This window comes from Herminiimonas sp. CN, from assembly GCF_000622895.1.
Taxonomy (GTDB): domain Bacteria; phylum Pseudomonadota; class Gammaproteobacteria; order Burkholderiales; family Burkholderiaceae_D; genus AVCC01.
Genome location: NZ_AVCC01000076.1, coordinates 1 through 14,821, shown reverse-complemented (window position 1 = coordinate 14,821; position 14,821 = coordinate 1). Strand labels below are relative to the sequence as shown.

Below are 14,821 nucleotides of genomic sequence, written 5' to 3'. Positions count from 1 at the left end.
GTACTTATTTTTTTGATGCTTGTCACCACATCAAAAAAAGCTAGTTTACAGCATCTTTTAAACCTTTGCCAGCTTTAAATTTAGGAACTTTAGCTGCTTTAATCTTGATAGATTCCCCTGTACGCGGGTTGCGGCCAGTGCGCGCAGCGCGTTTACCTACCGAGAATGTACCGAATCCAACCAGGGTGACAGACCCATTTTTTTTCAGCGTAGTTTTTACTGCAACAATCAACGCCTCCAATGCGCGTGTTGCTGCCGCCTTTGAAATATCTGCTGACTGGGCAATATGCTCGATTAGTTCAGTTTTATTCACTTAATCCCCCTAAAAGGTTGAATTCCGCAATAGTGCCATGCATCGTTTTTTCGTGCATCCATTGCGCTACAGAAAATCTGCAATCGGTATTAAAACAAGCCTTGAAGGCAGGTGTCAAGCGCTTTACCACTTAATCAATGCCAGATAATCCAGCGCTACCTATATTTAACAAATACGCGCATGGACCTGGAAATGCGAACGAAAATGCTTCTGTTATCAGGCACTTTCGTTCAGAACCAGTAGCTTAATGCTTGACAACACCTGTATCAGATTGGGCGCTTTTACCAGGAACAGCCGATACCGTTGCTTCATCGTCGGTTAGAGGCTCAGGATGCCGCTCTAAAGCTATCTCCAGAACCTTATCAATCCAGCGTACCGGAATGATTTCAAGCTTATTTTTGACATTATCAGGTATTTCAACCAAATCCTTGACATTCTGCTCCGGGATTAGCACCGTTTTTATCCCACCACGATGGGCTGCGAGCAACTTCTCTTTTAGGCCTCCAATAGGTAGCACTTCCCCTCGCAAAGTAATTTCACCTGTCATAGCAACGTCTGCACGTACCGGAATTCCTGTAAATATGGATACTAAGGCCGTCGTCATTGCGATGCCGGCGGAAGGGCCGTCTTTAGGGGTAGCGCCTTCTGGGACATGGATATGGATATCCGTTTTTTCGAAAATATCATTCTTGATGCCAAGGCTTTTTGCCCGATTACGCATCACGGAACGAGCTGCTTCTATGGATTCCTTCATTACATCGCCGAGGGTACCGGTGCGAATAACCCCGCCTTTGCCAGGCATTGCTACAGCTTCAATAGTCAACAATTCACCGCCAACCTCGGTCCAAGCCAGCCCAATTACCTGGCCAATTTGATTATCCTTTTCTGCCACGCCGTAATCGAAACGGCGAACACCCAGGAATTTATCTAAATTTTTTGCCGTAACGACAATCTTCTTGTCTTGTTTTTTGAGCAACAGCAACTTAACAACTTTACGGCAAATTTTTGAAATCTCGCGTTCCAGCGAACGCACCCCCGCCTCTCGGGTGTAATAACGAACGATATCGCGAAGAGCGGATTCGGCAACGCTGATTTCCTCATCCTTCAAGCCGTTATTCCTGATTTGTTTGGGCAGCAAGTATCGTTGCGCGATACTGGTTTTTTCATCTTCCGTATAACCGGACAAACGAATCACTTCCATCCTGTCGAGTAGTGCCGGTGGAATATTGTACGAGTTCGATGTGGCGACAAACATTACATCCGACAAATCGAAATCAACCTCGACGTAATGATCGGCAAATGTATGGTTTTGCTCGGGGTCAAGTACCTCCAGCAATGCCGAAGAAGGATCGCCCCTGAAATCCGCTCCCATTTTATCCACTTCATCAAGCAGGAATAATGGATTGCGTACACCTACCTTGGCAAGGCTTTGCAAAATCTTGCCCGGCATAGAGCCAATATACGTGCGGCGATGCCCACGAATCTCGGCCTCGTCTCTAACCCCGCCCAACGCCATGCGGACAAACTTCCGGTTTGTCGCGCGCGCAATCGACTGCCCGAGCGATGTTTTACCTACCCCAGGAGGGCCGACAAAGCAAAGAATCGGCGCTTTGAGCTTATCTACGCGTTGCTGTACAGCAAGATACTCAAGAATGCGCTCCTTAACCTTATCGAGGCCGTAATGATCATCTTCAAGGATTTTTTCGGCATTGGTCAAATCATTATTTACCTTGGATTTTTTCTTCCACGGCAAACCGACCAGAGTCTCGATAAAGTTACGCACAACCGTAGCTTCGGCCGACATTGGCGACATCAGTTTAAGTTTTTTGAGCTCACTCTGCGCTTTTTCGCGGGCGTCCTTAGGCATCTTTGCAGCGATGACTTTTTTCTCCAACTCATCGAAATCAGCGCCCTCCTCGCCTTCGCCCAATTCCTTCTGGATTGCCTTGACTTGCTCGTTCAGATAATACTCACGCTGGGACTTTTCCATTTGGCGCTTGACGCGCCCGCGAATACGCTTTTCCACCTGCAGGATATCAAGTTCACCTTCGAGTTGCCCCAGCAAATGTTCAAGGCGTTTCGCAACGCTGAATATCTCAAGGATGACTTGCTTTTGTTCAAGTTTCAAAGGCAAATGTGCAGCAACCGTATCGGCCAGCCGTCCAGCATCGTCAATGCCGGCCAATGATGTCAAAATTTCAGGGGGAATTTTTTTGTTCAGTTTTACATACTGATCAAATTGCTGAACGATCGTGCGACGCATCGCCTCCAGCTCGGAATCATCGCTGAGTTCGGATTCGATAGGAGTCAAATCGGCAATAAAATGCGTGTCCAACTCACTAATGTGATGAATCCTGGCACGCTGAGCCCCTTCCACAAGAACTTTTACAGTGCCATCAGGCAATTTCAGCATCTGCAATATGTTTGCTACGCAACCAATTTCATAAATATCTTCAGGTGACGGCTCATCCTTCGCCGCAGCCTTTTGCGCCGCAAGCATGATGCTTTTACCCTGCTCCATGGCAGCTTCTAATGCTTTGATTGATTTTGGCCGACCAACAAACAGCGGTATGACCATATGCGGGAAGACAACAACATCCCGCAACGGCAACAGCGGCAGTTGGCTTTGTTCAGTAAATGTGGGAGTCGTCATGGCAAGCCTTTTTAAATAAACCTGTTAGTGATGTTGGCGCAAGTGGCCAAAACACAAGCCCAGGAAAAACAAAAATCATCGTCAATGTGCAAAAAACCAATAAAAAAAAGCCACACGAGATTTCCCTCGGCGGCTTTGCGATTGAAGCCAGAATGATCATTGTTGCGTTAAATTGTACTGCTCTTACATGAGTCAGAAGCCGGCTTTGAGCGGAATTTATTATTTAGACGCCGAGGCCTTCGGTTGTTCATGATAAATCAGCAAAGGCTTGGCGCCATTCGTGATGGTGTTTTCATCAATAACCACTTTCGCCACATTCTGCTGATTCGGCAAATCGTACATGACATCAAGCAGCGCATGCTCAAGAATCGAGCGCAATCCACGCCGCCCCCGTTTTGCGGGCAATCGCTTTTTTGGCAATGGCGTGCAAAGCAGCTGGCCTGACCTCCAATTCAGTGCCTTCCATTTCGAGCAACTTTGAATATTGTTTGATCAGCGCATTCTTTGGTTCCACCAGAATACGTATCAGCGCATCTTCATTGAGTTCAGTCAAGGTGGCGACCACCGGAAGGCGCCCCACCAATTCCGGAATCAAGCCAAATTTAATCAGATCTTCCGGCTCAGCTTCCAGCAAGGCTTCACTGGAAATTTTCTGACCTTCGCTCTTTACCGTTGCAGAAAAGCCAATTCCGCTCTTGACTGCACGATTGGATATCACCTTCGCCAATCCATCGAATGCACCGCCGCAAATGAACATGATGTTCGTGGTGTCAATCTGTATGAAATCCTGGTTAGGATGCTTGCGCCCGCCTTGTGGCGGCACAGAAGCCATGGTGCCTTCGATCAGCTTCAACAGCGCTTGCTGTACGCCTTCTCCGGAAACATCACGCGTAATGGACGGATTGTCTGATTTACGTGAAATCTTGTCGATCTCGTCAATATAGACAATGCCTTTTTGCGCCTTTTCCACCTCATAATTACAGCTTTGCAACAATTTCTGAATAATATTCTCGACATCCTCACCAACATAACCGGCTTCAGTAAGCGTTGTTGCATCCGCCATAACGAAAGGTACATTCAGCATGCGCGCCAAGGTTTGCGCCAGCAAGGTTTTACCCGAACCGGTTGGCCCAATAAGCAAGATATTACTTTTTGCCAGTTCGACGTCATCCACTTTGCCCAAATGCTTGAGGCGTTTGTAGTGGTTATAGACAGCCACCGACAATATGCGTTTCGCGGTAGTTTGTCCGATAACGTATTGATCGAGCAGGTCACTGATTTCTTGCGGAGTAGGTAACGCAGATTTTTCGCCGCTGGCGGATTCGACGCTGACTGCCTCATCGTGAATGATGTCGTTGCATAAATCGATGCATTCATCGCAAATGAATACGGACGGACCGGCAATGAGTTTTTTAACCTCATGCTGGCTCTTGCCGCAAAATGAGCAATAGAGCAATTTTTCTACCGCTGGAGGTTTTTTTATCAGACATGTGGATCGTTCTATATAAATAATAGTTTCAGCTTGATATTACCCGCGAACTTCGAAATGTCATATCAGTTTAACCGGGTAACCACTGGATTATCAATAAAAAACGCCGAACGTCTTATCGTCCGGGCGTTTTCCTCGGGACTGTTCGTCACTCGCGGTTTATCAGTACTTTGTCGATCAAGCCGTATTCAACTGCAGCGTCAGCTGACATGAAATTATCCCGATCCGTATCCTTGCCGATTTGCTCAGTGGTTTTCCCTGTCTTTTCTGCCAGGATACCGTTCAATCTTTCACGCAGATAAAGAATCTCGCGCGCCTGGATTTCGATGTCCGACGCCTGCCCCTGAGCGCCGCCCAGAGGTTGATGGATCATGATGCGGGAATTAGGCAGGGAAAACCGTTTCCCTTTGGCGCCAGCAGCCAACAGGAAAGCCCCCATCGACGCCGCCATCCCGGTACATAGGGTTGACACATCGGATTTGATGAATTGCATCGTATCGTAGATTGCCATCCCGGCCGACACCGAGCCGCCTGGCGAATTAATGTACAGGGAAATATCCTTGTCCGGATTTTCGCTTTCCAGAAACAATAACTGGGCGACAATCAAATTCGCCATCTGGTCATTAACCGGCCCTACCATGAAAACCACACGTTCCTTCAACAGGCGCGAGTAAATATCGTAAGCGCGCTCGCCACGGCCGCTTTGCTCAACTACCATCGGCACCATACCGAGCATGTCTGTATCCAATGCGGATTTTCTGATAAAGCCTGTCATTTTCGCTCCATATGGAAAACGCTCAAGCATGTGCCTGAGCGGTGTTTGCAAGCGAATTATGCTTGCGCGTTATTGCCCATCAACTCATCAAACGCAACAGATTTTTCTGTCACTTTCGATTTACCGAGTACATAGTTGACGACATTCTCTTCCAATACAAGGGCTTCAACTTCGGATAAGCGGCGGCGGTCGCTGAAATAATACTTAACAACCTGCTGCGGGTCCTCGTAGCTTTGCGCAAAATCTTCTACCTGGGCCTTTACCTGTTCCGCAGTTGCCTGCAGCGCATTTTCCTTGACCACTTCGGCCAGGATCAGGCCCAGACGCACGCGCCGCTCTGCCTGTGCAGCAAACAATTCCGGAGGGAAAGGCATGTCCTTGGCATTCATGCCGCGCTGCGCCATATCCTGACGCGTCATTTCGATCAGACGCTCGACATCCTGATCGATCAGCGCTTTTGGCACATCCAATTCTGCAACCTTGATCAACGCATCCATCACGGCGTCCTTGTTTTTCGCCTTGATGCGGCCGGCGACTTCGCGCTCCAGATTCGCCTTGATATCTTCACGCATTTTCAGCATGTCGCCATCGACCACTCCGAGTGACTTTGCGAACTCTGAATTCAATTCCGGCAAATGCGCCCATTCGAGCTTTTTCAGGGTAATAGTAAATTCAGCAGTCTTGCCGGCGACATCCTTGCCGTGATAGTCGGCAGGGAACGATAGCGGGAAAGTTTTCGATTCACCAACTTTCAATCCGATTACCGCGGATTCAAACTCCGGCAGCATGCGGCCTTCGCCCAGAACGAACGGATAATCTTCGGCCTTGCCGCCGGCGAATTCAACGCCGTCAATCTTGCCGACGAAATCAACCGTGACGCGATTGTCGTTTTGCGCGGTCAAGTCGGCGCCGCCATCGCCATGTTCGCCCTGCTCGCCTTTGACGTGGTAATGCACGCGCTGCTTGCGCAGAATCTCGATGGTTTTATCCACTTCGACATCCGTTACGGCGGCAGCGACCTTCTCGACATCAACGCCGGACAGGTCGCCAACCTTGACTTCCGGATAGACTTCAAAAACAGCATCAAATGCGACTGAACCATCGGCTACGCCTTCGCTTGTTTTTGGTCTCGATTTTCGGATAACCGGCAACGCGCAAATTATTTTCGTTGGCGGCCTCGCTGAATGCACGACCGACCTTGTCATTCAGCACTTCAGTTTCGACTTGGTAGCCATATTGCGCGGCGACCATTTTCATTGGCACTTTACCTGGACGAAAGCCCGGCGCCTTGGCCGTGCGGGCGCGGATTTTCAGGCGCTTTTCAACTTCTGCCTGGACTTCAGTCAATGGAAAAGTGATGGTGAGACGGCGCTCTAATTTACCCAGGGTTTCGACTGCAGTTGCCATGAAAATCATCCAAAAAATAAGAATTCTGTGGTGTGAGCAAATGGGCTTGAATACCGAGTCATTTCTGATCGCGGATTCGATCCATTGCTCGAGAAGTAAAACAAAACTGCCGGCTTGAAAACCGTCAGGCAATTAATTCGCCGGCCAGGTGCAAATATCCAATACAATTCTTTGATCAGCCACCAAACCGTCAGCAATGATCAATAAAACCTGGTGGGGATAGTCAGACTCGAACTGACACGTCTTTCAACGCTAGAACCTAAATCTAGTGCGTCTACCAATTTCGCCATATCCCCAAATTACTGCTAGCCCTCTATTGTGCAGCAGTATCGACTACTTATCAACCAGGTTTTTTTACCCGGAACCAGGCCGCGTACAAGGCCGGCAAGAATAACAGAGTTAGCGCTGTTGCGACGATCAGGCCGCCCATGATGGCGACTGCCATCGGCCCCCAGAATACCGAACGCGACAGCGGAATCATTGCCAGCACTGCGGCGGCGGCAGTCAGGATGATGGGACGACAGCGCCGTACTGCCGATTCGACAATCGCATTCCAGGGCGATGCGCCGGCGGCAATATCCTGTTCAATCTGATCGATCAGGATCACCGAATTGCGGATAATCATGCCAAACAGCGCAATGACCCCAAGTTGCGCGACAAAGCCGAATGGACGTTGCAGCAACAGCAACGCCATTGCCGCTCCGGCAATCCCCAACGGGCCAGTCAGGAACACCAGCAGCGTGCGGGAAAAACTATGCAATTGCAGCATCAGCAAGGTGAAGATAATGAAGATCACCAGCGGAATATTGGCTGCAATCGAATCCTGCGCCTTGCCGCTGTCTGCCGCCGCACCGGCCAGTTCTATCTTGTAGCCTGGCGGCAATGCTGTCCGCAACTTATCGAGTTGGGGGCTGATCTGGCCGGACACGGTCGCGCCCTGGATGCCATCGACCACATCGGACTGGACCGTAACCGCCCATTCCCGCCCTTCGCGCCAGACCACGCCTGGCTCCCAGGCTATTCCGACCCGCGCCAGATTGGACAGCGGCACCGACTTGCCGCTGGCGGTCGGAATATTGGCTGCATTGAGTGCGGCCACAGTCGAGCGCTCTTGCGCCGGTTGACGTACCACAATGTCGATCAGCTTATTGTCTTCACGGTATTGTCCGACCGCGGTGCCGGTCAAAATGGTATTGGCGGCGCGCATCACGGTCTGCGAACTGACGCCCAGAACGCGCAATTTTTCCTGATCCAGATCGATCCGCACTACCTTGATCGATTCGTTCCAGTTGTCATTGACGCCGATCGCATTCTTGTTGGCGTTCATGATGGCTTTTACCCGGTCGGCGATGGTGCGCACCGCGCCCACCTCGGTGCCGGTGACGCGGAATTGCACCGGATACGGCACCGGCGGCCCGTTGGGCAGCAGCTTGACGCGCCCACGCACTTCCGGGAAATCGTTTTTGAAGATTGCGGTGATTTTCAGGCGCAGCGCCTCGCGCGCCTTCAGGTCCTTCGGCAGCACGACAAATTGCGAAACGTTGGTCTGCGGAAATATCTGATCGAGCGGCAGATAGAAGCGCGGGCTGCCGGTACCGACATAGCTGGTCACGCTTTCCACCCCGTCCTGCGCCAGGACGAAGGCTTCGAACCTTTTCGCCTGCGCTTCATTGGCGGCAAAGGTGGTGCCCTCTGACGACCACATCTCGACCATCAGTTCCAGCCGGCTGGAGTCGGGGAAGAATTGCTGCTCGATGAACCTGAATCCGAATACGCCCAGCGCAAATAGGCCCAGGGTGATCAGGATGGTGGCCTTGCGCCAGGTAATGCACCAGGTCACGGCGGCGCGGAAGCGCTTGTAAAAAGGCGTGTCGAACAATTCATGGTGGCCGTCTGCATTGGTGGCCGGCTTCACCTTCAGCAGCAGGAAGCCGATATACGGCGTAAACAGCACCGCCGCCAGCCAGGAAATCAGCAGCGCCAGCGCATTGACCGAAAACATCGAAAACGTGTATTCGCCGGCGGCTGACTTCGCCAGCCCGATCGGCAGGAAGCCGGCTGCGGTAATCAGGGTGCCGGTCAGCATCGGGATCGCAGTCGAGGTGTAGGCGAAGGTGGCGGCGTCCAGGCGCGAAAAGCCCTCTTCCATCTTGCGCACCATCATCTCGACCGCGATGATGGCGTCATCGACCAGCAGGCCCAGCGCGATGATCAGCGCACCGAGCGAAATCTTGTGCAGGTCGATCTCGAATATGCGCATGAACAGGAACGTCACCGCCAGCACCAGCGGGATGGTCAGGCCGACCACCATGCCCGGCCAGATATCGAGCCGGAACGGTTTGGTATGCAGGCCCAGCGTCAGGAAACTGACCGCCAGCACGATCACCACCGCTTCGATCAGCACCTTGAGAAACTCGCCGACCGACTGCGCGACCGCCTTCGGCTTGTCCGAAACATTCTGGAACTCGATGCCAACCGGCAATTTCCCCTTGATCTCGTCCACCGTCGCTTGCAGGTTCCGGCCCAGCTTGATGATGTCGCCGCCCTTCTCCATCGAAATCCCGAGGCCGATGACTTCCTTGCCGTTAAAGCGCATCTTGTCCTGCGGCGGGTCGGTGTAGCTGCGCTTGACGACGGCAAAGTCGCCCAGGCGGAATGTCGTGCCGTTGGCGCGCAGCTCCAGATTTTCCAGCTCTTGCGCCGATTGCAAGGCGCCGCTCACCCTGACCTGCAGGTTGGCGCTGGGGGTGACCAGCACGCCGGTCGACTCCATCGCGTTTTGCGCATTGATCTGATCGACGACAGCCTGGAACGGGATACCCAATTGCGAGAATTTCTTCTGGGAAAACTCGATGGTGACTTTTTCATCCTGCACGCCGAACTGTTCCACCTTCGCCACCGATGGCACTTTCAGCAATTGCTGGCGCACGAAATCGGCATAGTCCTTCATTTGCGCGTAATTGAAGCCATCGCCTGACAGCGCGAAAATGGAGCCGTAAGTGTCGCCGAACTCGTCGTTGAAAAACGGCCCGATCACGCCGGGCGGCAAGGTGCCCTTGATGTCGCCGATTTTCTTGCGCACCTGATACCAGGATTGCGCGGTTTCCTTAGGCGGGGTCGACTCGCGCAACTGCAGGATGATCAGGGTTTCGCCCGGCTTCGAATAGCTGCGAATCTTGTCGATGTACGGCGTTTCCTGCAGTTTTTTTTCCAGCTTGTCGGTCACCTGCTCGGCCACTTGCAGCGCCGTGGCGCCCGGCCAGTTGGCGCGCACCACCATCGCCCGGAACGTAAACGGCGGGTCTTCGTCCTGCCCCAGATTGGCATAGCCAAGGATGCCGCCGATCATCAGGACGACCATCAGGTAGCGGGTAAACGGAATATGTTCGAGCGCCCAGCGCGACAGGTTGAAGCCGCTCTTCATTGGCCGGCTCCGGCGCTATTGGCGACGGACTGCCCCAGGATTTTTACTTTTTGCCCGCTTTTCAGCAGGTTCACGCCGGCCGTCACGATGGTTTGCCCGGCCGTCACGCCGCCGGCCAGCAGCACGTCGTCCCCCGACGTGCCGCCGATCTGGACCGGAACCAGCCTGACCGCGCCGTTTTCGACCAGCCAGACCGAGGTCGTCGCCTTATCCTGCCACAGCGCGGTCAATGGCACCGCAAACATCGCAGCCGGCGTTTTTGCGGCAAAGCTGGCATAGGCGGTCATACCCAGCTTGACCTCGGCCGGCGCGTTCAGGATGGTTATTTTGGCGACGTAAGTGCGGGTGACCGGATCGGCAACCGGCGACAGTTCGCGCAACTTGCCTTGCAAAACCGCTTGCGGATTGGCCCAAATGCGCACCCGCACGTCGGCGATGCTGCGCAAAGTGGCGACCTTGTCCTCCGGAATGCCGACTACCACTTCCTTGTCGCCCGCTTGCGCGATCCGCAGCACCGGCGTGCCGGCGGCGACCACCTGACCCAATTCGGCGTCCACCGCAGTGACCACGCCATCGACATCCGACACCAGTGTCGCATAGCCGGCCTGGTTCGATTGGCCCTTAAGGGCGGCGCGGGCCTGGGCGACGTTCGACTCGGCTGCAGTATAAGCAGTCTGCTTGGCATCCAGCACCGCCTGGCTGACGAAGTTCTTGCCGCGCAATTCCTGATAGCGCGACAATTCGGCGCGCGCCAGATCGCGATTGCTTTGCGCCGCCTGCAATGCGGCCTGCGCCTGCGCCTGCACCAGTTGCAGGTCTTGCGGATCGAGCTGCATCAGCACTTGCCCGGGTGTCACCACGGTGCCGACATCGACCTTGCGCGCGATAATCTTGCCGCCGACCCGGAAACCGAGGCGCGATTCCACCCGCGCCCGCACGTCGCCGGAAAATTCGGCAACCACTTCCGCCTGCTGCGCGCCCAGCCGGATCACCCTGACCGGACGAATTTCCTCCGCCTTCGGCACCGGCTTCGAGCAACCGCTAACTGCTGTGGCCAGCGCAATCAGGAGCGGCAAGGTGAAACTCTGCAACGATGGGGTTTTCAGGACGGCCACGTTTGTTTTCCTTTACTATTCGGGCTGAAATATTGGGGCCGGCGCATGCGGGATGCAGCAACACATAGCAACCCATGCGCCGGCAATATTACTGACTAGGCGGTTAGTAATTATATGTGCGCCTAGATCCAGATGGCAATTGACTTTTTAGTCAGTAAGCTCGAACCATGGCCGTTGATCATTACGAAAATTTTCCCGTGGCTTCGCTGTTGCTGCCGGCCCATCTGCGCCCGGCGGTGGCGGCGCTCTATGCGTTTGCCCGCAGCGCCGACGACCTGGCCGACGAAGGCGATGCCACTGCGGATCAGCGACTGGCCGCGCTGGCCGTGTACGAACGGGGTCTGGATGCGGTAGAACGGCAGCGTCTGGCAGACACGCCGGGGCTGCCGCCGCTGTTTGGGGCGCTGGAGCGCACCGTGCTGGCCTACCGTTTGCCGCTGCAGCCGCTGCGCGATCTGCTGTCGGCATTCCGGCAGGATGTGGTGACCACGCGCTACCCGAACTTTGCCGCCCTGCTCGACTATTGTCGGCGCTCGGCCAACCCGGTCGGCACCCTGATGCTGCATTTGTACGGCACTGCCGACGCCGCCAACCTGCGCGATTCGGATGCGATCTGCAGCGCCTTGCAGTTGATTAACTTCTGGCAGGATGTAGCGATCGACTGGCAGAAAGGCCGGATCTACCTGCCGCAGGAAGACCTGGAGCGCTTCTGCGTGAGCGCCGCGCACCTGAGCGAGGCGCGGGTGGATGCCGCCTGGTGCGCGCTGATGCGCTTTGAAGTGGAGCGCGCCCGGGCGCTGATGCTGTCGGGCGCGCCGCTGGCAACCCGCTTGCCGGGGCGGATCGGCTGGGAACTGCGGCTGGTGGTCCAGGGCGGCTTGCGGATTCTGGAGGCGATCGAAGCCGCCGGTTTTGACGTGTTCCGGCAGCGCCCGGTCTTGCGCACGCCCGACTGGTGCCGCATCGTCTGGCGTTCGCTCTGGATGAAATCAGGCTGAAAGTGCATCAAATTACCGCCATCGCCCATCATAAAATACTGGCCTGTGTAATTTTTATTACCGCAGCAAATATATGCTTATATTTAAATGTTTTTACATATACTCCTTATAATTAAACATTAATGAGAACTGGCGGGTGGACCGTTCAACGCGAGAACGGGTTTTAATCGCACGCCGAATTTGTTCCAAAGCGCCCAGTCGGCTAGCATAGCGGCTTGATTTTGCATCCAGATACCTTCAACTCCTTCTTCAGCCGCACCGATCATGTCTCCAGACGAATATTGCCAGCAAAAAACCGCACAGAGCGGCTCCAGCTTTTATTACAGCTTTCTGTTCCTGTCGGCAGAGCGGCGCCGCGCGATTACCGCGTTGTACGCGTTTTGCCGCGAAGTCGACGATACCGTGGACGACTGCACCGACGAGGCGGTGGCGCGCAACAAACTGGCCTGGTGGCGCAAGGAAGTTGCGGCAATGCGGGCCGGCAACCCGACCCACCCGGTAATGCAGGCGCTGCAGCCGCACATGGCGACCTACAAGCTGGACGGCCAGCATCTGCAGGCGATCATCAACGGCATGGAGATGGATCTGGATCAAACCCGTTATCTGGATTATCCGGGGCTGCAGCGCTATTGCTGGCACGTGGCTGGCGTGGTCGGCATCCTGTCGGCCAGCATTTTCGGGATCACGCGGCCAGAAACGCTGCAGTATGCGGAACAGCTCGGGCTGGCGTTCCAGCTCACCAACATCATCCGCGATGTCGGCGAAGATGCGCGCAAGGGGCGGATTTATCTGCCGGTCAATGAACTGCAGCAATTCAATGTCACCGCCGCCGACCTGCTCAACGCCCGTCACAGCGACAATTTTGAAAGCCTGATGCGGTTCCAGGTGCAGCGCGCCCAGGCCGCCTATGACGCCGCATTTGCGCTGTTGCCCAGGGAAGACCGCCGCGCGCAACGGCCGGGGCTGATGATGGCGGCCATTTATCGCACCCTGCTGGACGAAATCGAAGCCGACGGCTTCCATGTGCTGAACCAGCGCACCTCGCTGACGCCGATCCGCAAGCTCTGGCTGGCCTGGAAAACCTACATCCGTGGCTAGGCGTCCGGGGCACAAACAATCCAAAAACGTCGCCGTGATCGGCGGCGGCTGGGCCGGCTGCGCCGCCGCCGTCAGATCGGTACAGGATGGCCACCAAGTCACCTTGTATGAAACAGCGCGCACCCTGGGCGGCCGCGCCCGGCGTATCGAGATCAAGGGAAAATCCCTCGACAACGGGCAACACATCCTGCTCGGCGCCTACCGCGACACATTGCGCCTGATGGCCGCAGTTGGGGTCGATCCGCACCGGGCGCTGCTGCGGCTGCCGCTGCAAATGCGCTATCCGGCCGGTGGCAACGGGATGGACTTTATCGCCCCCCGCCTGCCCGCGCCGCTGCATCTGCTGGTGGCGCTGTGGCGCAGCACAGGATTGCGCAAGCAGGACAAACTGGCGCTGGCGCGCTTTTCTTCCGCTGCGCGTTGGATGGACTGGCGCCTGAATGACGACTGCAGCGTGGCCGAATTGCTGCAACGCTTCGAGCAGACCGAGCGCCTGATCCGGTTGATGTGGCAACCGCTGTGCGTGGCGGCGCTCAACACGCCGATTCAGCGCGCCTCGGCGCAAGTGTTTCTGGCAGTGCTGCGCGACAGCTTCGGCGCCCGTCGTGCCGCTTCCGACATGCTGATTCCGCGCACCGACCTGAGTACGCTGTTTCCGCAACATGCGGCTGACTTTCTTTTGAAACACGGCGCCACAGTCCATCTGGGTGCCGCAGTGCACGACTTGGCGCAACAGGATGAAGGCTGGCATGTAGCATCGGGCAAGCCGAATGCCTCCGGCCATTTCGATGCCATCATCCTCGCCACTCCGCCTGATCGCGCATCGGCGCTGCTGGCTGGACTGCCGCAACTCGACAGCGTGCAGATGCTGCGTCGGCAACTGGATAGTTTTCAGTATGAAGCGATCACGACTTGCTATCTTCAGTACGGCCAAACAGTACGCTTGCCAATGACATTCATGGCGCTGCAGGATAACCCTGCCAGCGGGAGCTGGGGACAATTCGTTTTCGACCGCGGCCAGCTTGATCCGGCGCATGCAGGATTGCTATCGGTGGTTATCAGCACCTCGCAAAAAGCCGTGGCGCTCGGACGCGTTGCGCTTGCCGGCCTGATCGGAACGCAACTTGCGAACACCTTCAACCAGCCTGAACTCGCGGCTCCGCAATGGGCAACTGTAATTTCAGAGAAGCGGGCAACATTTTCCTGCACCCCCGCGCTGAAACGCCCCGCCAATACTACCTCCCTGCCCGCCCTATTCCTGGCTGGCGACTATACCGCAAGTGACTATCCTGCAACCATTGAATCGGCCGTAAGAAGCGGAGTACAAGCTGCACAATTCATATAAGTTGCTCAAGATCCATCAGCCAATCGATGCCCTGCCGGACTTGATCGCGAATCTTTGCCGTCGATAATTGTTTTATTGACAATGATCAATTTCCACTTCCGCAAAAATACACATAATCGAATCGTACCTGGCCCGCGAATTTGGCAACAGGATTGCCATTTGAGTTGCCCATCGAACAGTTGGTAAAAAATAACCTATCGATAT

The 14,821-nt window shown here is 54.8% G+C and carries 9 protein-coding genes, 1 tRNA gene and 2 pseudogenes; 4 read left to right on the top strand and 8 right to left on the bottom strand.

The genetic code is table 11. The annotated features are described in order from the left end of the window. Nucleotides 1–40: 40 nt before the first annotated feature. Nucleotides 41–313, bottom strand: coding sequence for an HU family DNA-binding protein (locus tag HMCN_RS18845; RefSeq protein WP_025918001.1), 273 nt, complete (start codon nucleotides 311–313; stop codon nucleotides 41–43). A gap of 244 nt (nucleotides 314–557) precedes the next feature. Then, a complete protein-coding gene (lon, locus tag HMCN_RS0114170; protein WP_025918000.1) occupies nucleotides 558–2,966 on the bottom strand; it encodes an endopeptidase La in 2,409 nt (802 codons plus the stop codon). Between lon and HMCN_RS19430 the strand changes: the two genes are divergently transcribed. After that, nucleotides 2,951–3,157, top strand: coding sequence for a hypothetical protein (locus HMCN_RS19430; protein WP_155837583.1), 207 nt, complete (start codon nucleotides 2,951–2,953; stop codon nucleotides 3,155–3,157). The genes lon and HMCN_RS19430 overlap by 16 nt on opposite strands. A 28-nt stretch (nucleotides 3,158–3,185) precedes the next feature. On the opposite strand, the pseudogene clpX reads toward HMCN_RS19430, so the two are convergent. The 6 genes and pseudogenes from clpX to HMCN_RS0114140 form a co-directional block, all read right to left on the bottom strand. Beyond that, nucleotides 3,186–4,456 (bottom strand): annotated as a pseudogene (gene clpX / locus HMCN_RS17870) (ATP-dependent Clp protease ATP-binding subunit ClpX). 147 nt (nucleotides 4,457–4,603) lie between these two features. Then, complete coding sequence (clpP, locus tag HMCN_RS0114160; RefSeq protein ID WP_025917999.1) at nucleotides 4,604–5,230, bottom strand: ATP-dependent Clp endopeptidase proteolytic subunit ClpP; 627 nt, start codon at nucleotides 5,228–5,230, stop codon at nucleotides 4,604–4,606. 56 nt (nucleotides 5,231–5,286) lie between these two features. Further along, nucleotides 5,287–6,637: pseudogene (gene tig, locus HMCN_RS17865) on the bottom strand (trigger factor). A 211-nt stretch (nucleotides 6,638–6,848) separates the two neighbouring features. Then, a tRNA-Leu gene (locus HMCN_RS0114150) sits at nucleotides 6,849–6,933 on the bottom strand. Nucleotides 6,934–6,977: 44 nt separating this feature from the next. Then, the gene (locus tag HMCN_RS0114145) at nucleotides 6,978–10,061 is read right to left on the bottom strand and encodes an efflux RND transporter permease subunit (RefSeq protein ID WP_025917998.1); all 3,084 of its coding nucleotides are present in this window, start codon (nucleotides 10,059–10,061) and stop codon (nucleotides 6,978–6,980) included. Next, nucleotides 10,058–11,176 (bottom strand): efflux RND transporter periplasmic adaptor subunit, encoded by a 1,119-nt coding sequence (locus HMCN_RS0114140; protein ID WP_025917997.1) that lies wholly within the window; start codon nucleotides 11,174–11,176, stop codon nucleotides 10,058–10,060. The genes HMCN_RS0114145 and HMCN_RS0114140 overlap by 4 nt, the downstream gene beginning before the upstream one ends. A gap of 167 nt (nucleotides 11,177–11,343) precedes the next feature. Here HMCN_RS0114140 and hpnC point away from each other — a divergent pair, with 167 nt between their 5' ends. The 3 genes from hpnC (at nucleotide 11,344) to hpnE (ending at nucleotide 14,617) form a co-directional block, all read left to right on the top strand. Next, a complete protein-coding gene (hpnC, locus tag HMCN_RS0114135; protein ID WP_025917996.1) occupies nucleotides 11,344–12,174 on the top strand; it encodes a squalene synthase HpnC in 831 nt (276 codons plus the stop codon). A gap of 264 nt (nucleotides 12,175–12,438) precedes the next feature. Next, the gene (hpnD, locus tag HMCN_RS0114125) at nucleotides 12,439–13,272 is read left to right on the top strand and encodes a presqualene diphosphate synthase HpnD (protein WP_025917995.1); all 834 of its coding nucleotides are present in this window, start codon (nucleotides 12,439–12,441) and stop codon (nucleotides 13,270–13,272) included. Continuing rightward, nucleotides 13,265–14,617, top strand: coding sequence for a hydroxysqualene dehydroxylase HpnE (gene hpnE, locus HMCN_RS0114120; RefSeq protein WP_025917994.1), 1,353 nt, complete (start codon nucleotides 13,265–13,267; stop codon nucleotides 14,615–14,617). The genes hpnD and hpnE overlap by 8 nt, the downstream gene beginning before the upstream one ends. The last annotated feature ends 204 nt before the right edge of the window (nucleotides 14,618–14,821 follow it).